Annotated in this window: 16 protein-coding genes; 12 read left to right on the forward strand and 4 right to left on the reverse strand. The window is 65.1% G+C overall.

Annotated elements, in window-relative coordinates; translation table 11 throughout:
* Positions 1–44: 44 nt before the first annotated feature.
* From DDQ68_RS15450 to recJ, 11 genes are all read left to right on the forward strand, one after another.
* Positions 45–812 (forward strand): tetratricopeptide repeat protein, encoded by a 768-nt coding sequence (locus DDQ68_RS15450; protein ID WP_245897066.1) that lies wholly within the window; start codon positions 45–47, stop codon positions 810–812.
* A 149-nt stretch (positions 813–961) separates the two neighbouring features.
* Positions 962–1,438 (forward strand): 6,7-dimethyl-8-ribityllumazine synthase, encoded by a 477-nt coding sequence (ribH, locus tag DDQ68_RS15455; RefSeq protein ID WP_109657109.1) that lies wholly within the window; start codon positions 962–964, stop codon positions 1,436–1,438.
* A gap of 177 nt (positions 1,439–1,615) precedes the next feature.
* Entirely contained in the window at positions 1,616–1,999 is a 384-nt protein-coding gene (locus DDQ68_RS15460) for a TraR/DksA family transcriptional regulator (RefSeq protein WP_109657110.1), read from the forward strand.
* 182 nt (positions 2,000–2,181) lie between these two features.
* The gene (locus DDQ68_RS24300; RefSeq protein WP_281271041.1) at positions 2,182–4,296 is read left to right on the forward strand and encodes a pseudouridine synthase; all 2,115 of its coding nucleotides are present in this window, start codon (positions 2,182–2,184) and stop codon (positions 4,294–4,296) included.
* Between the two features lie 81 nt (positions 4,297–4,377).
* Positions 4,378–5,118 carry a type III pantothenate kinase gene (locus DDQ68_RS15470; protein WP_109657111.1) on the forward strand — a complete coding sequence of 247 codons (741 nt, stop codon included), beginning with the start codon at positions 4,378–4,380 and terminating at the stop codon, positions 5,116–5,118.
* Positions 5,105–6,430, forward strand: coding sequence for a BamG family beta-barrel-assembly machinery protein (gene bamG, locus DDQ68_RS15475; protein WP_109657112.1), 1,326 nt, complete (start codon positions 5,105–5,107; stop codon positions 6,428–6,430). The genes DDQ68_RS15470 and bamG overlap by 14 nt, the downstream gene beginning before the upstream one ends.
* Before the next feature lie 2 nt (positions 6,431–6,432).
* Positions 6,433–7,023 (forward strand): LPS export ABC transporter periplasmic protein LptC, encoded by a 591-nt coding sequence (lptC, locus tag DDQ68_RS15480; RefSeq protein ID WP_245897067.1) that lies wholly within the window; start codon positions 6,433–6,435, stop codon positions 7,021–7,023.
* 15 nt (positions 7,024–7,038) lie between these two features.
* The gene (locus tag DDQ68_RS15485) at positions 7,039–7,323 is read left to right on the forward strand and encodes a hypothetical protein (RefSeq protein ID WP_109657113.1); all 285 of its coding nucleotides are present in this window, start codon (positions 7,039–7,041) and stop codon (positions 7,321–7,323) included.
* A gap of 151 nt (positions 7,324–7,474) precedes the next feature.
* A complete protein-coding gene (locus DDQ68_RS15490; RefSeq protein WP_109657114.1) occupies positions 7,475–9,589 on the forward strand; it encodes a peptidylprolyl isomerase in 2,115 nt (704 codons plus the stop codon).
* A 505-nt stretch (positions 9,590–10,094) separates the two neighbouring features.
* Complete coding sequence (locus DDQ68_RS15495) at positions 10,095–11,921, forward strand: tetratricopeptide repeat protein (protein WP_109657115.1); 1,827 nt, start codon at positions 10,095–10,097, stop codon at positions 11,919–11,921.
* A gap of 417 nt (positions 11,922–12,338) precedes the next feature.
* Positions 12,339–14,078, forward strand: coding sequence for a single-stranded-DNA-specific exonuclease RecJ (gene recJ / locus DDQ68_RS15500; protein WP_109657116.1), 1,740 nt, complete (start codon positions 12,339–12,341; stop codon positions 14,076–14,078).
* A gap of 9 nt (positions 14,079–14,087) precedes the next feature.
* Here the strand turns inward: recJ and DDQ68_RS15505 are convergent, their stop codons facing one another.
* From DDQ68_RS15505 to rpoN, 4 genes are all read right to left on the reverse strand, one after another.
* On the reverse strand, positions 14,088–14,540 hold the full coding sequence (locus DDQ68_RS15505) for a BLUF domain-containing protein (protein WP_162550152.1): 453 nt from the start codon (positions 14,538–14,540) through the stop codon (positions 14,088–14,090).
* Positions 14,541–15,032: 492 nt separating this feature from the next.
* On the reverse strand, positions 15,033–15,386 hold the full coding sequence (locus DDQ68_RS15510; protein ID WP_109657118.1) for a DoxX family protein: 354 nt from the start codon (positions 15,384–15,386) through the stop codon (positions 15,033–15,035).
* A gap of 31 nt (positions 15,387–15,417) precedes the next feature.
* Positions 15,418–18,183, reverse strand: coding sequence for an ATP-binding protein (locus tag DDQ68_RS15515; RefSeq protein WP_109657119.1), 2,766 nt, complete (start codon positions 18,181–18,183; stop codon positions 15,418–15,420).
* A gap of 69 nt (positions 18,184–18,252) precedes the next feature.
* A complete protein-coding gene (rpoN, locus tag DDQ68_RS15520) occupies positions 18,253–19,836 on the reverse strand; it encodes an RNA polymerase factor sigma-54 (protein WP_109657120.1) in 1,584 nt (527 codons plus the stop codon).
* Positions 19,837–19,964: 128 nt separating this feature from the next.
* Between rpoN and asnS the strand changes: the two genes are divergently transcribed.
* Positions 19,965–21,359, forward strand: coding sequence for an asparagine--tRNA ligase (gene asnS / locus DDQ68_RS15525; RefSeq protein WP_170121926.1), 1,395 nt, complete (start codon positions 19,965–19,967; stop codon positions 21,357–21,359).
* Positions 21,360–21,539 lie beyond the last annotated feature (180 nt).

Genomic DNA, 21,539 nt, shown 5'->3' on the forward strand with positions numbered 1-21,539 from the left:
AACTGCTCGTCTGGCAGGGTCCGATTCGTCCATTTCAGGATACCATGTCTAAAATTCCGTTCACTGGCAAAAGCCAGCAGGCCCGCCAGGGGCAAGTGCAACAGGCCGTGCCCGCCGACCCGCTGGCCCCGGCCGAAAACTACGCCACGGAAAACCCGTTGCTCGAAGACCCCGATGCCCTGGCCGCCCGCTTGGTCGAATCGGAGGACTTCGTGCGCAACAACCGCAACCTGCTGCTGGGTATTCTGGCGGTGGTAGTTGCGGCCATCGTAGGTGGTTTTGGCTACTACACCTGGCGCGGCCAGCAAACCCAGAAAGCCCAGACTGCCATGTTCCGGGCCGTGGACGCCTGGGAGGCAGACTCGCTGAAGAAGGCCATGAAGGGCGACGGCCGGGCCCCCGGCCTGGCCACCGTAGCCAATGAGTACGGCAGCACCAAGGCCGGCAACCTGGCCAACTTCTACGCCGGCGTGGCTTCGCTAAAGGAAGGCAAGTACAAAGATGCCCTCGATTACCTGGAGGACTTTAGCTCGGACGACTACCTGGTGCAGAGCCGTGCCTACTCCCTGATGGGCGACGCGCAGCTGGAGTTGAACAAACCCAAGGAAGCCGCCGACCTCTATGCCAAAGCCGCCGACCACAAGGCCAACGAATTCTTCTCGCCTGGCTATCTGATGAAGGAAGCCATGGCCCGGGAGCTAGCCAAAGACAGCGACGGCGCCCTCAAGGCCTACGACCGCATCCTCAACGAATACCCCGCGGCCCAGGAAGTAGCCGAGGCCCGGCAGTTCAAGGCCCGGTTGCAGAAATAGCCGCCGCCTGTAACACAATCCGAATGCGCTTCCCCGGCCGGGAAGCGCATTTTTTGTCTCTGGCCCCGCGGACCGGGGGCCCCCAGGCCCTGCTTTGTTCGCACTGAAAACCCGTGCTGCCACGGATAAATAATTAAACCAACGCTATTATGGCCACCTCCCTGCAACACCTGAGTTCTTACGACGCTTCCAATTTTATCGACATCAGTGACAAGCGCTTTGGCTTGGTAGTGGCCGATTGGAACCGCGAAATTACCGACGTGCTGAACGCCGGGGCCTACGACACGCTCGTGAAGCACGGAGCCCTGGCCGAAAATATCTTCCGCAACAGCGTGCCCGGCAGCTTCGAGCTGACGCTGGGGGCCCAGTTCCTGGCCCAGCACGAAGAAATCGACGCCGTGATTTGCCTGGGCGTGGTGATTCAGGGCGAGACCAAGCACGACGATTACATCTGCCACGCCGTGGCCCAGGGCCTCACCACCGTTGGGCTGAAGTATAACAAGCCGGTGATTTTTGGCGTCGTAACCACCAACACCCTGGAGCAGGCCCAGGACCGCGCCGGTGGCAAGCTTGGCAATAAGGGCGTGGAGGCCGCCGTAGCCGCCATCCAAATGTTGGGCTTCTGAGAAGGTTAGGCGAAACGGTAACGCGCTTATTACCTTTGCAGGGCGGGGTGCAGAGCCCACGAAACCAGCCGGCGGGAAAGCGTAAGGGGCCCAGCAAACTATTTAGTGGCCGTTGCCGTTGCCTTGCCCACCCACGTTTTGTACGCTTGCTTATTCTGATTATTCCTTTCCTTTACCATGACCGACGAAAACGTCCGCTACTCGCGGGAAGACTTGAGCGAATTCGACCAGATTATCCAGGAAAAACTGGTGGCCGCCCGGCGGGAGCTTTCCTTCATCAAAGAAACCCTGACCCGCCGCAACGATTCGGGTACCGATAACACCGCCTCGTCGGCCAAGGTGCTGGAAGACGGCGCCGACACGGCCGAAAAAGAGAGCATGAACCAGTTGGCCTCGCGCCAGATGAAGTTTATCCAGCAGCTGGAAAACGCCCAGGTCCGCATCAAAAACGGTACGTACGGCGTGTGCATAGGCACGGGCAAGCTCATTCCCAAAGATCGCCTCCGCGCGGTGCCCCACACCCAGCACTCCATCGAAGCCAAAATGGCGCGCCGCGACTAGGTCCCCGCGCCTGGCGCTTTGCGCGTTCGACAGTCGGTACTGAATACATTCGGTGATCAGAGCGGCCGGGCCGGCCGGGCCCCGCATCTGACCCACCGGCTATTCGGTACCGACTGCTTTTTTAATTAATTTATCCCTTACCAACCGTACCGTAGCGATACGGCACTTAGCCATTGTTCCCCATGGGCAAGCAACATTTTTCGAAAGACAAGAACGACCGTCGCGGCGGTGGTTCCAGCGGCTCCGGTCGGCCTTCCTCCAGCGACCGTCCCAGCGGCGAGCGGCGCTCCTTCTCCAGCGACCGGCCCGGCGGCGAGCGGCGCTCCTTCTCGGGCGACCGGCCCAGTGGCGACCGACGCCCCAACACGGGCCCCGGGGGCTTTGGGGGTGGAAGCCGTGGCGCCGAGCGCGGTGGCGCCGGCCGTGAACAATCGGGCGGCAGCAGTTACGGTGGCAGCCGGCCTTCATTTGGCGGTGGCGGCCGCGAGCAATCGGGTGGCGGCCGGCCCTCGTTTGGTGGCGGCGGCCGCGAGCAGTCGGGCGGTGCGGGTGGCCGGCCCCCATTTGGTGGCGGCGGCAAGCGGTTTGGCGGCGACTCAGAGCGGCGGCCTTACGGTCAGGGCGGTGGCACCAGCTCCGGCGGCGCGCGCCGCGACGAGCGGCCCGCCAGCAGCCGGGAGCAGCGCACCGGCACCAGCTACGGCCGCACCGAGCGCAGCCCCGAGCGGCCCCCGCGCGAAGGCTTCGGCCGCAACGGCGGCGAGGCCAACGAGCGCCCCGCCCGGCCCTACCAGCCCCGCGAAAACTGGAGCGGCCAGCCCTACCGCCAGGAAGGCCGGCCGGCCGTGCCCCGCGGCACGCCGGGCGAGCGCAACCGGAAGTTCCAAAAGGAAAACCCCTACGGAGCCCCCGAGGGCGAGACAGGCGCGAGCCGCAGCACCACGGGCACGGGCTTCGGCCGCAGCACGCCCCGCGAGGAAAGCGCCCCGCGCTCGGCCGACGAGCGGGGACCCAACCGGCCCATCCGGGCGGCGCGGCCGTTTGAAGCCAACCCGCCGCAGCCCCGCGAGGAGCGCGGCGACGACCGTAGCGGACGCAATGACCGCCCCGACCGCAGTGACCGCAACGTTGGCGGCGACCGTGACGGCAGCCGCGACCGGGGTTTCGGGGGCGCGCGCGGCGGCGAAGGTGGCTTCGAGCGCAAGTTCACGCCGGGCGCGTTTGGCCGGCGCGACGGGGCCCCGGGGGCCCCGCGTATCAACGGCGAGCGGCCGGGCGGCTTTGAGAAGCGGAGCTTTGGCGGCGAGCGCGACGCGGTGCGCGTCGGCAGTGCCCGGCCCGACGGGGACGAGCGCCCGGCCCTGGGCAAATTTGCGCAGCGCCGCGAGGACCTGAAGGCCCAGGAGCGCAGCGTGCGCCGCTCGGGCACCGGCTACGGCACCGCCATTCAAACCAACCGCGCCGACAAGCCCGGCTTTGGCGAGCGGCCCGGTGAAGCCCCCGACTACAAAAACCTCAAGCACTACGATGCCGACCCCAACCGTGGCAACAAGCGCCGCCGCGACCAGGAAAACCAGGACTTTGGTACCGACGAGCTGCGCCTTAACCGCTACATCGCCAACGCCGGCATTTGCTCGCGCCGCGAAGCCGACGCGCTGATTGCCTCCGGCGAAATCCGGGTGAACGGCGAAGTGGTGACGGAAATGGGCTACAAAGTGCAGCCCACCGACACGGTGCAGTACGGCAAAACCAATCTCAACCGCGAGAAGTCGGTGTACGTGCTGCTGAACAAGCCCAAGGATTTCCTCACCACCACCGACGACCCCGAAGGCCGCCGCACGGTGATGGAGCTAGTGGCCAACGCCTCGAAGGAGCGCATCTTCCCGGTGGGCCGCCTCGACCGCAACACCACTGGCCTGCTGCTCTTCACTAACGACGGCGAGGTGGCCCAGCGCCTCTCGCACCCCTCGCATAAGAACAAGAAAATCTACCAGGTGGAGCTGAGCACGCCGCTCACCGAGGACGACCTGCGCAAGATTGGCGAAGGCATTGAGCTGGAGGACGGCAAGGCCGAGGTGGACGACGTGGCCGTGGTAGCGGGCAACCCGCACTTCGTGGGCATCGAAATCCACATCGGGCGCAACCGCATCGTGCGCCGTATTTTCGAGCACCTGGGCTACGACGTGGTGGCCCTGGACCGCGTGCAGTACGCCGGCCTCACCAAGAAGGAGCTGCCCCGCGGCAAGTGGCGCTTCCTGAGCGAGCAAGAGGTAATTCGGCTGAAGTACTTCATGTAAATTGTTGAATGACTGTGGGTTAAATTGTTGAGCATTAAGTATTCAACAATTTAACCCACAGCTATTTAGCCATGCAGTTTAATGCACACCCTAGTCCTCGACATCGGCAATACCGCCATTAAGGCGGGCTGCTTTGCAGGTGCGGCGTTGCGGGAGATGGTGGCGGGCCTCATGGCCGAAGAGGTGGATGCGCTGGTGCAACGCTGGGGCCCCCAGCACCTACTCATTGCGTCGGTGGCGGAGGAAGCGGCCCGGTGGGCCTTGCGCCTGCAAGACCTAGTGCCGGGCCGCATCCTGCTGTTTGCGCCCGGCGCCACGCCCGTGCCGCTGCGCAATGCCTACGCCACGCCCCTCACCCTGGGGGCCGACCGCCTGGCCGGGGCCGTGGCGGCAGCCGCCCTGCGCCCAGGCCGCGACACGCTGGTGCTCGACGCCGGCACAGCCCTGAAGTGCGACCTCGTGACGGCCGATGGCACCTACCGCGGCGGCAGCATCGGGCCGGGGCTGGGCATGCGGCTGCGGGCCCTGTACGAGTTCACTGGCCGGCTGCCGCTGCTGCCGCTGCCGCCCCCCGATGCAACGGTTCCGCTGGTGGGCGACTCTACGGTGGGGGCCCTGCTCAGCGGCGTGGTGAACGGGGCCGCCGCCGAAGCCAACGGCCTGATTACCGCCTACCGCCAGCACTACCCCGCCCTGGGCGTGCTGCTGACCGGCGGCGACGCCCCCCTGCTAGCCAGCCGGCTGGCAGGCCCTATCTTTGTTGTGCCCGAACTGGTGCTGCTCGGGCTTTACCGGATTTTAGCCTATAATGTTGAACAATAAGAACATGGCCCGGCGGTTGCTGTTGGCTGGGGGGATGGCGGCGCTGGCCGGCGGGGCGCAGGCGCAGGGCCTGGGCAATTCGCCCTATTCGCGCCTCGGCATTGGTGAATACTACCCCAACACCGGTGGCGTGCGCCAGGCGGGCATGGGCGGCGTAGGCTTGGCCGCGCCCAACGCCATCAATGTGAACGAGTTGAACCCGGCGCTGCTCTACTACACGGCCCGCACCACCTTTGAGGCGGCGTACAACGGACAGTACAAAACGGTGAAAAATAACACGGCCTCGGCCAACTCGGGCAGTGCCACGCTGGGCTACCTCTCGCTGGCCATACCGCTGAAGCGCCGCTGGGCCGCCGCCGTAGGCCTGAAGCCGCTGAGCGCCGTGGATTACGAAACCAACGTGCGCAGCACCATCGTGGGCGCCCCCCGCGACTCAGCCCTGACGCGCTACTCGGGTTCGGGGGGCATCTCGCGGGCTTACCTAGCTCAGGGCGTGCACGTTGCCCGCGACCTGAACGTGGGCTTTACGGCGGCTTATGTGTTTGGCACCGTGGACGAAACGACGGGTACCCGCATTGTGCTGGCCGACGGCTCGGCCAGCCAAACCACGCTGGACCGCCGCCACGTGCACTACTCCGACTTTGACTTCCGGGCCGGGGTGCACTACCGCCACAACCTGGGCAAGGACCTGCGCATGAACCTGGCCGGCGTGTACAGCTTCCCGGCCAACCTGGGGGCCCGGCGCACCACTACCCAGGAGCGGCAGGACGTGAACGGGGCCACCGTGGTCGGTACCAAGGTGCAGACCGAGGACGTGAACGGCACCGTGAAGGTGCCCGCCCTGGCCCAGCTGGGCATCAGCCTTGATAACGACAAAAACTGGAGTGCTAGCGTGGACGTGGCCCAGCAGCAGTGGTCAAAGTTTTCGAGCTTCGGCGTCGTCACGACGCCGCTGCACAACACCATGCGCATCGGTGTGGGCGGCGAATTCACCCCCGACCCGGGTTCGGTGGAGCATTACTTCCAGCGCGTGAACTACCGCCTGGGCGTCAACGTGGCCCAGCTGCCCTACCAGCCCGCGGGCAAAATGCTGTACGACCGCTCGGTGAGCTGGGGCTTTGGCTTCCCGCTGCCCACCTCCTCGCCCCTTGAAGCCACCACGTTCAGCCTGGCCTTCACCTACGGCATGCGTGGCAACACCGACCTGCTGGCGGCCGGCACCGGCGCCAGCAACGTGCAGGAAAACTACATGAAGATGACGTTTGGCGTGACGCTGAACAACCGGTGGTTCATCAAGCGCCGCCTGCAATAGCCGTGGGGCCCCGGGCACAAAGTGCGCGGCCCGGGCGCCAGCGGGGCCCCGGGGCTGGCTGGCTGGCTGGCGGCTTGCTGGCGCTGGCGCTGCTGGGCTGCGAAGAGCAAAAGACTGTAGGGCCCACGCTTATCTACAAGGGCCCCAACATGGAAAGCACCAACGTGCTGGAGCTGTTCAGCGATTCGGCCCGACTCCAAATTCGCCTCACCGCTCCGCTGGAGCAACGCTACGAAAATGGCGACGTAATCTATACCAAGGGCGTGTCCGTTACTTTCTACGCCAAAGACAAGTCAGTAGTGAACACCCTGACGGCGCACTACGGCAAGCTGGAGCAAACCAAAAACCTGTTCACCATGCGCGGCGACGTGCGGGTGGCCAACGTGCCCGAGCAACAGAAGCTTTTCACCGAGGAGCTGTTCTACGACCGCAACAAGCAGGTGATTTACACCGATTCGGCCATGTTCGTGCGGGTCGAAACACTCACCGAGCGCCTCACCGGCTACGGCCTCAAGGCCAATCAGAACTTCTCTTCCTACCGCATCACCCGGCCTGAGGGCGTGTTCGCCATCGACCAGTCCGTGGCCCCGTAGGGGCCCTCCTTGCCCATGAAATTCGACAAAGACCTGCTCCGCACCGTGCTCTTCGCCGTGGGCGTGGTGGCCATGGTCATCGGCATCTACCAAACGGTGCTCTACGACAATATTATTCGCAATTATTGGATTTTCATGGTGGCCTCGGCCTGTTGGATACCCCTAGTTTATTGGCGGCAGAAGGATACGGTGGCCGCCAAGCTGGCCGAGCAGGCGGCCAAAGCCGCCAAAGCTGCGCCCAAAGGCGGCAAGCCGGGCGGGGCCCCCAAGGGTGGCAAGCCCACCCCGCGACGGCGCTGAGGGGCCCCGGCTAGGATAAACCGGGGATTTCTGGTTATTTTGCGCCTCTTTTGACCTTACGAATTAGTTATCAGGTGTTGGTTGTCAGTTGTTCGCAAACAACTGACGGCCGGCAACTGACAACCAGCAACCAACAACTGACAACTAAAAAATGGCGTTAATCAACACGATACGGGAAAAATCGGGCTGGGCCGTGGGCACGGTGGCCATCGGGATGCTGCTCTTCATTGTGGGCGGCGACCTGGTGGGCGGCAAGAGCAAGCTGTTTGGCGGCAACGACAATGTGGTGGGCGAAGTGGCCGGCCAGAAAGTAGCGCTGGCCGACTACAATAACGCCCTGGAGCAGGCCAAGCAGCAGTTTACCGCCCAGCAGCAGCGCCCGCCCGACGACCAGGCCCTGAGCTACCTCCGCGACCAGGCCTGGAACCAGACCATCTACCGCCTGGCCTTCCAGCCCGAGTGGGATAAATTGGGCCTGGCCGTGAGCGACGACGAGCTGGTGGACATGGTGCAGGGCGACAACATCAACCCCGGCATCAAGCAGGCCTTTACAGACCCCAAGACCGGGCAGTTCGACAAAACGCGGCTGGTTGAGTACCTCAAAAACCTCGACAAGCTGCCCCCCGAAAGCCAGGCCGCCTGGCGCAATTTCGAGGCTAACCTGCCCGCCGACCGCCTGGCCAACAAGTACAACAGCCTGCTGAAGAACTCGGTGTACGTGACCAGCGCCGAAGCCAAGCGCTTCAACGACGACCAGAACACCAAGGCTATGGTGAAGTACCTGTTCGTGCCCTACGCCAGCATTTCCGACTCGGCGGTGAAGGTGACCAACGAGCAGCTGCAAGCCTACCTCGACAAGCACAAGGGCCAGTATAAAGTAGAAGACGGCCGCTCGGTGGAGTACATCACCGTGCCGGTGGTGGCCTCGAAGGAGGACAGCGCCGCCGTGCGCAGCACCATGGCCACCCTGGCCACGCAGTTTGCCTCGGCCCCGTCCGACTCGCTGTTTGTGAAGATGAACTCGGAGCAGCCCTACAACAAGGCCTTCCGCAGCCCCGCCGACTTGCCCGAGGAGCTGCGCAAGCAGATGCCCCTGACGGTGGGCAAAGTGTACGGCCCCTACGCCGAGAACGGCACGTACTCGCTGTATAAGGTGACTGGCGAGAAGGAGGGCCCCCAGTCCGCCCGCGCCAGCCACATCCTCATCAAGCCCGAGGCCCAGACGCCCCAGGCTAAGGCCGCGGCCAAAGCCAAGGCCCAGGACCTCATCAACAAAATCAAGGGCGGGGCCGATTTCGCGGCGCTGGCCCGGCAGTTCGGCACCGACGGCACCAAGGACCAGGGCGGCGACCTGGGCTGGTTCACGAAGGGCCGCATGGTACCCGAGTTTGAGAAAGCCGTGCTGGGGGCCCCCGTGGGCCTGCTGGCCACGCCGGTCGAAACCTCATTCGGCTACCATGTGGTGAAAGTGACCGCCCCGACCACCAAGCAGACCTACCAAGTGGCCGAAGTAAAGAAGGCCATCGTGCCCACCGACGCCACCCGCGAGGCCGCCTACGCCCGCGCCCAGCAGCTGAAAGGCCAGGCCACCGACCTCGCCAGCTTCCGCCAGCTGACGACCAAGGACAAGACCCTGCAAAAACAAGAGGCCCCTAACCTCGATCGCAACGCCCGCAGCGTGAACAACCTGCAGAGCGCCCGCGAGCTGGTGCGCTGGGCCTACGGCGCTGGCCCCAGCGGCGAAACCAAAATCGGCGACGTGAGCGAGGTGTACGAGATTGGCGACCAGTACGTCATCGCTGCCCTCACCGGCACCCAGGCCAAGGGCGAAGCCACGGTGGCTGGTCTCAAGCCGCAGCTGTCGGCCCTGGTGCGCAACGACCTCAAGGCCCAGCAAATTATGGCCAAGCTCGGCAAAACCGGCGCCATCGAGCAGCTGGCCGCCGCCTACGGCCCCATCGCCCAGGTGGGCACCGCCGAGGGCGTGGCCCTGGGCACGGGCACGCTGCCCAACGTGGGCTTCGAGCCCTTGGCTGTGGGCGCTGCCTTCGGCCTGAAGCCGGGCCAGCACTCGGCCCCGCTGCAAGGCGAGCAAGGCGTGCTGGTGGTGGAGTCCGTGAGCGTGGCCCCCGCCGCCGCCGCCGCCGACCTGAAAGCCGTGCGCCAGCAGCTGGCGCAGCAGCGCAGCAGCCGCCAGGATGGCCTGATCTACGAGGCTATCAAGGCCCACGCCAACGTGAAAGACAACCGCGCGAAGTTCTTCTAAGCGGCCAATCTATTGGTTACGAAAGGGCCGCTCCTCCGGGGGTGGTCCTTTTTTATTTAGGACTTACGCAAAGGCTCTTATGGCGCGGGGCCCTGCTCCGCGCCATAAGAGCCTTTGCGTAAGTCCTACTATTATTTCTTCCGGGCGGCGGGCGCTGGGCTTCGCGCCCGCCGCCCAAGAGTTGTCGACCCCGGCGTTCTACCCAAAAAGCTCGGCCCGCCGGGCAAAAGGCTTGGCAGGCCGGGCTTTTTAGGTGGCAGCCCGGGCTTTTTAGGCGGCGGCCCGGGCTTTTTGGGTGGCGCACCAGGCTTTTTAGGTGGAACGCTGGGCTTTTTGCCCGGCGGCCCGGGCTTTTTGGGTGGAAAGCCGGGGTCAGACCCCGGAACGCGGGGGGGGCCGTACGGGGCCCCGAAACGCGCTAACTTTCGCGTCCGCCGGGGCTGGCCCGGGATGAACGAACCCAGCCCCGGCGGGCGTTAAGAGCCTGCACTACCCGTACCCTGCCATGCGTCCGTCCCTTCTGCTGCTGAGCGCGGCCTTGCTACTCGCCGCCCCGGCCCGCGCCCAGGGCCCCCAGAGCGGGGGGGCCGCCGACGGCCCCGCCCTCGTGAAGGACTACGCCCGCCGGGGCGAGCCCGAAAAGGCTGTATTCCTGCTGGAGCGGCTGCCCGCCGAGCAGCAAACTAGCACCGAGCTGTTCCCGCTCTACGTGCAGGCCCTGATGGACCTCAAACGCTACAAAGACGCCGAGAAGCTGGCTAAAAAAGCCGTGAAGCTGCACCCCGACGACGCCACCTACGGCGTGGCCTTGGGCGGGGCCCTGCAAGCGGCCGGCGAAACTGCTGGGGCCGACAAGCAGTGGCAGCGCGTGGTGAACCAGCTGGCCCCCAATCAGGTGGGCCCCGTGGCGGCTGAATTCAGTCGGCGCAGCTTGCCGGCCTGGGCCGAAAAAACCTACCTGCGCGGCCGGGCCCTGGCCCGCAACGAAACCGAGTACGGGTCCCAGCTCATCCAGCTTTACACCCAAAGCCAGCAGCAGGACAAGCTGCTAGCCGAAACCCTGCGCCTGGTGCAGCAGGACGAGCAGCAGCTACCCTACGTGCGCAACATGCTCCAGAACGCGCTGCGGGAGGAAAAGGACTTCGACGCCCTCGAAAAGCAGCTGCTTAGTGCCGTGCAGCAGCACCCCGAGCAGGCCGCCTACGCCGAGCTGCTGCTGTGGCTGCAAGTGCAGCGCCACGACTTTGTGGGGGCCCTGATGCAGGCCCGGGCCCTCGACCGGCGCGGGCGCACCCAGGGCAGCCGGGTGCTGAACGTGGCCGCCATCGCTCAGCAAAACAAGGACTTCGAAAGCGCCCTGGCCGGCTACGACTACGTGCTGAAAGAGTATCGCACGGGGCCCCTCTACAACGTAGCCCGGCAGGGCCGCCTGTCGGCCCGCGAAGACCAGGTGCGCAGTACCTACCCCGTGGACCAGGCCCAGGTGCGGGCCCTGGCCACCGAGTACGAGCAGCTGCTGGCCGAGCTGGGGAGGGCCCCCGAGGCCGCCCAGGTACGCCGCCGCCTGGCCGATCTCTACGCCTTCCAGCTCGGCAACCAGGCCAAGGCCATGGGGCTGCTCCAGGCCGTCGTCGACCAGCCCCAGGCTCCCACCGGCCTGGTGGACGAGGCCAAGCTGACCCTGGGCGACCTGTACCTGCTGCGCGCCGAGCCCTGGGAGGCCACGCTGCTGTATTCGCAGGTGGAAAAAACCGAGCGCGACTCGCCGCTGGGCTACGAAGCCAAGCTGCGCAACGCCCGCCTGAGCTATTTCGCCGGCGATTTTAAGCTGGCCCAGAGCCACCTGGACATCCTGAAGGAAGCCACGACCCGCGAAATTGCCAACGACGCTATGCAGCTCTCGCTGCTTATCGCCACCAACACGGTGGAGGACACCCTGGGGCTGGCCCTGAAGGACTACGCCGCCGCCGAGCAGCTTGTGTTCCAGAACAAGCTGCCCGCCGCCGTGGCCGGCCTCGATGCGCTGCTGGCCAAGTACCCCGGCCACTCGCTCAGCGACAATGCCTATTACCTCAAGGCCCAGTTGCAGCGGCGCATGGGCGACTTCCCGGCCGCCACCGCTACCCTCGACCGCCTGCTGGCTGGCCCGGCCAACGGCGTGCTCAGCGACGACGCGCTGTTTTTACTGGCCCGCATTCAGGAAGAAGACCTCAAGGACCGGCCCAAGGCCCAGGCCCTTTACGAGCAGGTGCTGACCAAGTACCCCGGCAGCATCTACGTGGCCGAGGCCCGCAAGCGCTTCCGTAAACTGCGCGGTGACGCTGTGCAGTAAGGTTTGGCGCAGTAGGGGCCCTGGCGCGGGCCGCGGCGGGCTGCCGGCTTTTCCGCCGGCTGCCCGCTAATCGTTGCTACCGTTGCCCGGCTATCTTCAGGCTGGACGCTTGCCGCTGCCTTGCAATACCCAGGCTGGAGATAACCGGGCAGCTGGCGAAAATCCGGCAGCCCGGCGCAGCCCCTGAGTGCGCCCGGCTACCCGAAAAATACGAACAGCAGCGCCAGGAACACAATGAAAACCACGTACATCAGTCCATCGGAGAGGATGTACTGGCGGTAGCGGCGGTAGAAGTCGCGGAGCTTGGACATGGCGGAGGCGGGGGCTGGCAGGGCCCCGGGTAAAGGTACACCCGCATTCCGGGCGGGGGTTTGGGCGTACTTTCGTCCGATAGTCCTTCCGCATAACCTACCCTTAATGCCACCACCCGCCGCCAAAAGCTGGAACTTTGCGCCGGCTCCCGACCCGGCGCTGGTTCTGGCCATTACCGAGGCCCTGCCCGTAGGGCCCGAAGTAGGGGCCCTGCTCGTGCAGCGCGGCCTCGATACCCCCGAAGCCGCCGCCGCGTTCATCTACTCTGACCTGCGCCAGCTGCCCGACCCGTTCCTGCTGCGCGACATGGACCTGGCCGTGGACCGCCTCGTGCGGGCCCTGGAAACGGGCGAAAAAGTGCTCGTGCTGGGCGACTACGACGTGGACGGTATCACGTCGGTGGCGCTGGTCATCAGCTACCTCACGCCTCTGTTTGGGGCCGAGCGGCTGCGCGACTACATCCCCGACCGCTACACCGAGGGCTACGGCATCAGCCATACCGCCGTGGACGTGGCCGCCGCTGAAGGCTTCGGCCTGATTGTGGCCCTCGACTGCGGCATCAAGGCCCTGGAGCCGGTGGCCTACGCCGCGGCCAAGGGCGTCGATTTCATCATTTGTGACCACCACTTGCCTGGCGACGAGCTGCCCGCCGCCGTGGCCGTGCTCGACCCCAAGCGCAAAGACTGCTGCTACCCCTACAAGGATTTGTCGGGCTGCGGCGTGGGCTTCAAGCTGATGCAGGGCCTGGGCCAGCGCCTGGGCCGCGACACAGCGTTTCTCTACGACCTGCTAGACCTGGTGACGGTGAGCATTGCCGCCGACGTGGTGCCTGTAACGGGTGAAAACCGCGTGCTGGCCGCCCACGGCCTGCGCTGCTTCAACGAAGATGCGCACTTGCTGCGCCCCGGCCTGGCCGCCCTGCGCGAGCTAGCCACCCTGCGCGAGGGGCCCCTGACGCTCAGTAGCTTAGTATTCGGCTTTGCGCCGCGCATCAACGCCGCCGGGCGCATGGGCGACGCCCGCCGCGCTGTGGCCATGCTGCTGGCCGCCGACCAGCAGGAGGCCCGCCACACCACCGAAGTGGTGGACCGCATGAACCAAGAGCGCCGCGGCTCCGACCAGGCCACCACCCAGGAGGCCCTGGCCCTGATTGCCGCCAGCCCCACTTTGCAAACATCCCACGCCACGGTGCTTTACCAGGCCCACTGGCACCAGGGCGTGCTGGGCATCGTGGCCTCGCGCTGCCTCGACCAATACTACCGCCCCACGGTCATCCTCACGCAGCGCGATGGCAAGGCCACGGGCTCGGCGCGCTCGGTGGCGGGGTTCGACATCCACGCGGCCCTGGAGGCCTGCGCCCCGCTGCTGGAGCAGTACGGCGGCCACCGCGCCGCCGCCGGCCTCACCCTGAAGGTCGAAAACGTGCCCGCCTTCCAGGCGCAATTCGAGGAGGTGGTGGCCCGCACCCAGGCCACGGCCCACCTGGTGCGGCCCGTCGAGATTGATGCCCTGCTGCCGGTGGCCCGCATCACCGAAGGCTTCTTACAGGATTTGCGGCCCCTGGAGCCTTTCGGGCCCGGCAACCCCAACCCGGTGTTTGCCACGGCCCGCGTGCTGGCCGTGCCCGGCAGCGCCCGCGAAGTGGGCAACGGCCACCTCAAAATTCGTCTCGTGGCCGCCGACGCCCCCGGCCCCGCCGTGGAAGTCATCGGCTTCGGCCTGGCCGGCTACTTGCCCCAAATCAACGAAGGCCACCCCTTCGATGTGTGCTACACGCTGGAAATGAACGAGTACCGCGGCAGCCGCCACGTGCAGCTGCGGCTGCTGGATTTGCGCTGGGCGTAGGGCCCCTGGTTACTGAGCCTGGCTGTGGTCCGCCCTTAGGAAGTCGAACAGCAACGGGCCCAGGTCGCAGCAGTTGTCTTCGGGGGCCAGGTCGGCAGTAGCTACGACCTGGGCAGGGTCGAAATACCCGGCTACTGAGGCCAAGTAGGTCGAATTAACGGTTCTGAAGCCCATCGACCAATCGGCGAAGCAGCGCTGGTCCACGGGGCCGTCGGCCAGTTTGGTCATGTGCGCGTGGCGGGCATCGCCCCGGATGCGGGCGAAGATGGCGTGCACCTCATCGGCGGGGCCCTCCAGCACTTGCAGCAGCTCGCCATCGCAGTAAAGCAGCAGGCCCGTGAGGCCGTGCGCCGTGTTCCAAGCGCGCGATTTAATAAGCAAGGGCTCCAGTTGGGTTTCGCTCAGGAACACGGTAGCCGAGCTTTGGTATACCAAGCGGTGCAGGTGCTGGGAGGAAGGCATGGGGGAACGAAGCAAGTGAGTTAGGCAAAAGGTGCTGGGCCGCGCAGCGCGCTGGGGCCCAAGCCGGTCTCCGGTCGGTTGTTCAGCCCCTCGGGTTGGCCACGGGTAGGGCATCCACTGGGTAAATGCTGGGCCTTGGCAACCAGGTTTGTGGGTGGAGACATTTTATGAATATTCTGCTATTCTACAAAAAAATATTAAAACGGTGGCCTACCCCAGGTGCATTTAGCTAGAGCTTGGCCAAGCCCGCAAAGCGCCGGGCCGCCGCAGTGGGGTAATCAGAACAACAATTGGGTGGCCGCATAATGCGGATTAACAGTACATTATATTGTAATCTGAGCCAGCGGCGCGGGGCCCGGATAAGTAAATGCGCCCAAGCCAGATACTGCCGCTAATTTTTCGCAGTGAGCCGTAATCAACCATTTATATAATATAACTTTTACAATAAAATACTTAACTGACCTGCATCAGGGCCCCTGGTTGGGATAGGGCTCATCGCCGGGCCGCCCACGCCCACCACACCAGCAGGGCTTGCAAGGGCAAGCGGCCCCAGGCGGCCCAGGCCGGCACGCCCAGCGGGCCGGCCATTTGGGCCATGTACACGTTGGCCGGAAACACGGCCACTAGCAGTAGCACCAGGCCCAGCGCGGCCCACCAGCGTGTGGCGCCGACGAGCAGCCCCAGGCCGCCCGCTAGCTCAAAAAAGCCGCTCACGTATACCAGGGCCAGCGGCGCGGGCAGCCCTGGCGGCATGATGCGCAGGTAGGTGGCGGGCTTGATAAAGTGCAGCAGGCCCGCCCCCACGAAGACGGCCGCCAGCGCGTAGCGCGAAATAAGGTGAAGCATAGCGGCAAAGAACGGCCCCTGGGGCTCTGGCTTAGGCGGGCACACTCTGGGGCACGTGCCGGAGCAGCGCCGCCAGGCCCTGCACAAGGGCCCGGGCGGCCCGGTGCGCGTCCACCGACGCCACGCCGGGGGTTTCGAGCACGGCTAGGTGCGGGGTGAGCTGGGCCCCCAGCAGTTGCAACGAAGGCCGCAGGCGGTGGGCTAAGGCGGCCAGGGCGGCGAGGTCGGTGGCCGCCTGGGCGGCGCGCAACTCGGCTAGGGCCCCCGGCGTGTTGGCGTGGAATGCGGCCAGCACCCGGTTGATGAACACCAGGCTGCCGTGCGCCGTTTCGCGCAGCCGGACTAGGTCGTAAAGGGCCCCGGGGCCTTCCGCGTCCAGGCAGCGGGGCAGCGGCGCGGGCGGCGCGTCTTCTGCCCCCGGGCCGGGCGGCGGCTCGCCGAGCAGGGCGGCCAGCTTGGCCAGCAGTTCGGCTTCCACGTAGGGCTTGGCCAGGGTATCGTTGAGGCCGGCGGCGCGGTACTTCTCCGCATCGGCGCGGAAGGCGTTGGCCGTGAGGGCCAAGATGGGTGTGGCTGCCCGCACTGGGTCGGGGTGGGCGCGCAGGCGGGCGGTGGCTTCAAGGCCATTCATGCCGGGCATCTGAATGTCCATCAGTACGGCATCGTAGGCGTGGGCAGCAAATAGGGCCAGGGCGGCGGCCCCGCTGGCGGCCACGTCCACTACTACCCCGTGGCCGGCCAGCAGCAGCTGGGCCACTTCGGCACTCACCGGGTTATCTTCGGCTAGCAGCACGCGGCGGCCGCGCACCGCCCGGTGGCCCAGCATGGCTGCTGGCGGGGCAATGGCGGCGGCTTGCTGCGCAGCGGCGGCCTTGGGCAGCATGATGGTGAAGGTAAACGCACTGCCCTGGCCCACCTCGCTCTGCACGTGCAGGGCCCCGCCCATTTGCTTCACCAGGGCCTGGCTGATGCTTAGGCCCAGGCCGGTGCCCCCAAAGTGCCGGGCCGTGTCGGCGTAGGCCTGGGTAAATTCCTGGAAAATAGCCTCCAGCTTGTCGGGCGCAATGCCGATACCCGTGTCGGTGACCCGGAACTCGGTGGTGGTGGTGGTGGTGGTTTCGGCCACAAAAAAGCCGCCCACCGAGATGGTGCCCCCTGGCGGGGTGAACTTGATGGCGTTGCTCACCAAGTTGAGCAGGATTTGGTTGAGCCGGTACGGGTCGCCCACCACCCACGGGTGGGCGCACGATTCGCTCAGGCGCGTGCCCTGCACCGTAATGCCCTTCTGCTGGGCCAGCACCCCCAGGGGCTGCACGGCATCAAACATGCTCTCGCACAGGTTGAACGCAGTTTGCTCCAGCTCCAGCTGCCCCGAGGTAATCTTGGCCATGTCGAGCACGTCGTTCACCACCGAGAGCAGGTGCTGGCCCGTGTGCTGGATGGTGCCCACGAAGCGCTGCTGGTCGGCATCGAGTGGGGTTTTGGCCAGCAGCGAGGCCATGCCCAGCACCCCGTGCAGCGGTGTACGAATCTCGTGGCTCATGTTGGCCAGGAAGTTCTCGCGGGCCGTGGCCGCCGCTTCGGCCGCCAGCTGGGCGGCTTTCAGGGTCGTGATGTCGGTGCTCACGCACAACACGTGGGCGGTACCGTCGGGCTGCACCAGCGGGCACTTCATCGACTGGTACCAGCGCACTTCGCCGTTGGGCAGCGTGAGGCGGTCCGACACCATCAGCGGGCGGCCCAGGGCCACCACCTCGGCATCGGAGTGGTCGAACGAGGCGCGCTCCTCGTGCGGAATGCCTTCTGAGGCCGTGGCCGTGGTCGCCAGCTGCTTCACCAATTGGCGTAGCTCCAGCATGGCCCGGTTTTGAAACACCACTTCGGCCTGGGGCTTGCGCACGTAAATCAGGTTGGGGTTGAGGTCGAGCACTTGGGCCACGAAGGCCTGCTGGGCCGCCACCGCCGCTTCGCTGGCCCGCACCTGGGCTTCGGCCCGGCGCCGGCCGGTCACGTCCAGCCCGTAGCTGATGACTACGCGCAGGGCCCCATCGGCGTGAAACACGGGCTGGTACGAGCGCAGCCAGTGTACCGGCGGCCCGGCATCAACGCCTGGCCACTCTTCTTCCCAGTCCACGCCGGTGCGCTGGGCTACCGCCCGTTGGAACATGCGCTTGCGCCGCTCGGCCAGGGCCGCGGGGAGGTCATTCGCCTGGCAAAACTCGCCAAATGTGTGGCCCAGCCCAGCCTGTTGGCGGAGGGCATTGCCGGCCGGGTTGCGGTAGGTTAGGCGCTGCTCAACGTCGAGCACCGAAACGGCGGCCGGCATGTGTCGGAGCAAGGCCTCGTAAAAGGTATGCTGTTCGCGCAGCTCAGTTTCGGCCGCCTGCAGCTTTGTCACGTCGGTGAGGTAGAACAGCGTGTACACCTCGCCCTCCTCCTGCACCGGCACCACGCATACCAAAAAGTTGTGCCCGGCCACGTCCAACTCGTGCTCACTCGATTCGCCGGCGGCCCATACTGCGGCGGCCGTGTCGTTCATCCACTGCCGCACGGGCGTGCCGGGGCCCCCTACTAGCTCGGGTACCCGAAACGAGGCATCGTTGGCGTACTGCAACTGGCCCTCCGGGCCCAGGCGCACCAGCGCGTTGGAGCTGCGCTCGGCCAGGTGGGCCGTCAGGCGCAGGTGGATGGTTTCGGCTTCGGCCCGGCAGCGCTGCGCGCGCTCGGTGGCCAGCTCGGCGCGCAGTTCGGCCAGGGTGTCAGCCGCGGTGGGCGGGAGGGTAGAGGCAGCAACCATAACGAGAGGGCATAGCGGGAAAGTACCAATAGCTGCCGTAAATGTAGGGCCCCGGAGCCACTCGGCGGGCTATAATTCCTTGCGCAGCCGCGCCACCGGGATGTTCAACTGCTCGCGGTACTTGGCCACGGTGCGCCGGGCAATGTTGTAGCCCCTGGCGTTCAGCATCTTCTCCAGCTTGTCGTCGGCCAGCGGGTGCGATTTGTTCTCCTTGCCGATCAAATCCTTGAGGATGCTTTTTACCTCGCGGCTCGACACGTCCTCGCCCGAGTCGGTGGCAATTCCTTCCGAAAAGAAATATTTTAATGGATAGATACCAAATTCAGTTTGTACTGATTTAGAGTTGGCTACCCGGCTCACGGTGCTAATATCCATGCCAATTTGCAGGGCGATGTCCTTCAAAATCATCGGGTGCAGCTTGGTTTCGTCGCCCTCGATGAAGAAGTCGCGCTGCAAGCCCACAATGGCGTTCATGGTGCGCAGCAGCGTGTTCTGCCGCTGCCGGATGGCGTCGATGAACCACTTGGCAGAATCCAATTTTTGCTTGACAAAAGATACCGCTTCCTTCATCTTCTGGTCCTTCTTCGCGGCCTTGTCGTAGGTCCGGAACATTTCGGTGTAGGCCGGGCTCACGCGCAGTTCGGGGGCGTTGCGGGCGTTTAGCGTCAGGCTCAGCTCGCCGTTGTCGTTGGCAAGGATGAAGTCCGGCATCAGGTACTGCGTTTTGCCGGGGCCCGTGGGGCCCGAGCCGCCGGGCTTGGGGTTCAGCTTGAGGACCAGGCCCACGGCTTCCTTCAGCTCGCCGTCCTCCAGGTCCAGCTTCTGCTGGATGCGGGCGTAGTGCTTCTTGCTGAACTCGTCGAACAAGGTGCCGATGATTTGCTCGGCGTGCGCGGTGGTGGCGTCCTGGGGGCGGCGTTCCAGCTGCAACAGCAGGCACTCGGGCAGGTCGCGGGCGGCAATGCCGGCGGGGTCGAAGCCCTGCACCACGCGCAGCACGGCCTCAATTTCGGGCACGGCCACCTCCAGGTTCTGCGAAAACGCCAGATCATTGGCAATGGCGGCCAGGTCGCGCCGGATGTAGCCGTCGCCATCAATCGAACCAATGAGCTGCTGGCCAATGGCTTCCTCCCGCTCGCCGAGCTGGGTGAAGTGCAGCTGGTCGAGTAGCGAATCCAGGAGCGAGCCGCTAGTGTCGGCCAGGGGCATTTCGCGCTCCTCCTCCTCGCCGGGGCCGTCGCCCTGCATCTTGTAGCCCGCAATCTCGTCGTCGTTGAGGTAGTCGCTCAGGTCGAGGTCGGTGTTGTCGGGGCCCTCTTCCTTGGCGGGCTCGGGCTCGGGCGGTGCCTCGGCGGGGCCGTTGTAGTCGTCCACGTTGGCGGGCTCCTCAAAATCTTCGTCGAGCGTGCTGTTGTCGCTGTCGAACTCGGCGTCCGGGTCGTCGGCATCGGCTTCGTCGCGGTCGTCGTCGTCGCCGCTGTCCTGGTCCTCGGGCTCGTCGTTGTCGCCTTCCTCCAGGGCGGGGTTCACCTCCATTTCCTCTTTGATGCGCGTTTCCAGCTCCGCCGTCGGGATTTGCAGCAGCTTGATGAACTGAATTTGCTGGGGGCTGAGCTTTTGCGAGAGTAGCTGTTTTAAATCGAGGCGTTGCATAAGGGCAAAAGTAGCGGGCGGGGCGAAGGACGTACCACATAAATACGTAGGGGCCCCGGCGATGGATGAAGTTTGGCCTCGCCGCGGGGGCCCTACCTTTACCCGGTATTCTGCTTTCTTTTACCACTATGTCCCTCAAACGGTCTACAGTTCAGAGCCTGCTGGCCAGCCAGGAGCTCGACCGCGAAGTGCTCGTCAAAGGCTGGGTGCGCTCGCGCCGCGGCAACAAATACGTGCAGTTCATCATCGTCAACGACGGCTCCACCATCCACACCATCCAAGCGGTGGCCAACGCCGAGTTGTTTCCCGAGGAAAGTCTAAAGGACGTGGCCAACGGCGCCAGCGTGGCCATCCGGGGCCAGCTGGTGGCCTCGCAGGGCAAGGGTCAAGCAGTTGAGATTCAGGCCGCTGAAATCACCGTGCTCGGCAAGGCCGACCCCGAAACCTACCCGCTCCAGAAGAAGGCCACTTCGCTGGAGCACCTGCGCGAAATTGCCCACCTGCGCCCCCGCACCAACACGTTCGGGGCGGTGCTGCGCATCCGGCACGCGCTGGCGTTCGGCATCCATCAGTACTTCAACGACCACGGCTTTTTCTACGTCCACACGCCCATCATCACGGGCTCCGACGCCGAGGGTGCGGGCCAGATGTTTCGGGTGACCACGCTGCCGCCCGAGCACCCGCCCCGCACCGAGGACGGCTCGGTGGACTTCAGCCAGGATTTTTTCGGCAAGCAAACCAACCTCACCGTGAGCGGGCAGCTCGAGGGCGAGCTGGCGGCCATGGCCCTGGGCAGCATCTACACGTTCGGGCCCACGTTCCGGGCCGAAAACTCCAACACGGCCCGCCACCTGGCCGAGTTCTGGATGATTGAGCCCGAGGTGGCCTTCAACGAGCTGGAGGAGAACATGGACCTGGCCGAGGACTTCCTCCAGTACCTGGTGCGCTATGCCCTGGAGAAATGTGCCGACGACCTGCAGTTCCTCAACGACCAGTACGACAAGGAGTTGCTGGACCGCCTGCGCTCCGTGACCGACAACGCCTTCCAGCGTCTGACTTATACCGAGGCAGTGGAAATCCTGAAAGCGGCGAAAAAGAAATTTGAGTTCCCCGTCGATTGGGGCACCGATTTGCAGAGCGAGCACGAGCGGTATTTGGTAGAGAAGCACTTCAAAAAGCCCGTCATTCTCACCAACTACCCCAAGGAAATCAAGGCCTTCTACATGAAGCTGGACGAGGACGGGCGCACCGTGCGGGCCATGGACGTGCTGTTCCCCGGCATCGGTGAAATCATCGGCGGCTCGCAGCGCGAGGAAGACTACGACAAGCTAACGGCCCGCATGGCCGAAATGCACGTGCCCACTGATGAGCTGGACTGGTACCTCGACACGCGCCGCTTCGGCACGGTGCCGCACGCCGGCTTCGGCCTGGGCTTCGAGCGCCTCGTGCTGTTCGTGACCGGTATGGGCAACATCCGCGACGTGATTCCCTTCCCCCGCTACCCCAAAAACGCGGCGTTTTAGGTAGCCGTACAAAAGCAAATGGGTTGTTAGGTATTCGTTGCCAATTGTTGTTAGTAATTTGTAGACTCACTAACAACGAATAACTTAGGGCCCATGGGTAGCTGGTTTTCTGGAAAAGCGGCCCCCGATAGGCCGCTTTTTTTGGGCTCGGCGGTTAACCCCGGCGGCGCGTGGTACGTT

It is taken from the genome of Hymenobacter nivis, from assembly GCF_003149515.1.
Taxonomy (GTDB): domain Bacteria; phylum Bacteroidota; class Bacteroidia; order Cytophagales; family Hymenobacteraceae; genus Hymenobacter; species Hymenobacter nivis.

Bases quoted from the DNA above. Each gene is read 5' to 3' on its own strand.
- DDQ68_RS15460 (WP_109657110.1), top strand. From the start codon at position 1,616: ATGACCGACGAAAACGTCCGCTACTCGCGGGAAGACTTGAGCGAATTC.
- bamG (WP_109657112.1), top strand. From the start codon at position 5,105: ATGTTGAACAATAAGAACATGGCCCGGCGGTTGCTGTTGGCTGGGGGG.
- asnS (WP_170121926.1), top strand. From the start codon at position 19,965: ATGTCCCTCAAACGGTCTACAGTTCAGAGCCTGCTGGCCAGCCAGGAG.
- DDQ68_RS15470 (WP_109657111.1), top strand. From the start codon at position 4,378: ATGCACACCCTAGTCCTCGACATCGGCAATACCGCCATTAAGGCGGGC.
- DDQ68_RS15450 (WP_245897066.1), top strand. From the start codon at position 45: ATGTCTAAAATTCCGTTCACTGGCAAAAGCCAGCAGGCCCGCCAGGGG.
- DDQ68_RS15505 (WP_162550152.1), bottom strand. From the start codon at position 14,540: ATGCCTTCCTCCCAGCACCTGCACCGCTTGGTATACCAAAGCTCGGCT.
- DDQ68_RS15515 (WP_109657119.1), bottom strand. From the start codon at position 18,183: ATGGTTGCTGCCTCTACCCTCCCGCCCACCGCGGCTGACACCCTGGCC.
- ribH (WP_109657109.1), top strand. From the start codon at position 962: ATGGCCACCTCCCTGCAACACCTGAGTTCTTACGACGCTTCCAATTTT.
- recJ (WP_109657116.1), top strand. From the start codon at position 12,339: ATGCCACCACCCGCCGCCAAAAGCTGGAACTTTGCGCCGGCTCCCGAC.
- DDQ68_RS24300 (WP_281271041.1), top strand. From the start codon at position 2,182: ATGGGCAAGCAACATTTTTCGAAAGACAAGAACGACCGTCGCGGCGGT.
- rpoN (WP_109657120.1), bottom strand. From the start codon at position 19,836: ATGCAACGCCTCGATTTAAAACAGCTACTCTCGCAAAAGCTCAGCCCC.
- DDQ68_RS15510 (WP_109657118.1), bottom strand. From the start codon at position 15,386: ATGCTTCACCTTATTTCGCGCTACGCGCTGGCGGCCGTCTTCGTGGGG.
- DDQ68_RS15490 (WP_109657114.1), top strand. From the start codon at position 7,475: ATGGCGTTAATCAACACGATACGGGAAAAATCGGGCTGGGCCGTGGGC.
- DDQ68_RS15485 (WP_109657113.1), top strand. From the start codon at position 7,039: ATGAAATTCGACAAAGACCTGCTCCGCACCGTGCTCTTCGCCGTGGGC.
- DDQ68_RS15495 (WP_109657115.1), top strand. From the start codon at position 10,095: ATGCGTCCGTCCCTTCTGCTGCTGAGCGCGGCCTTGCTACTCGCCGCC.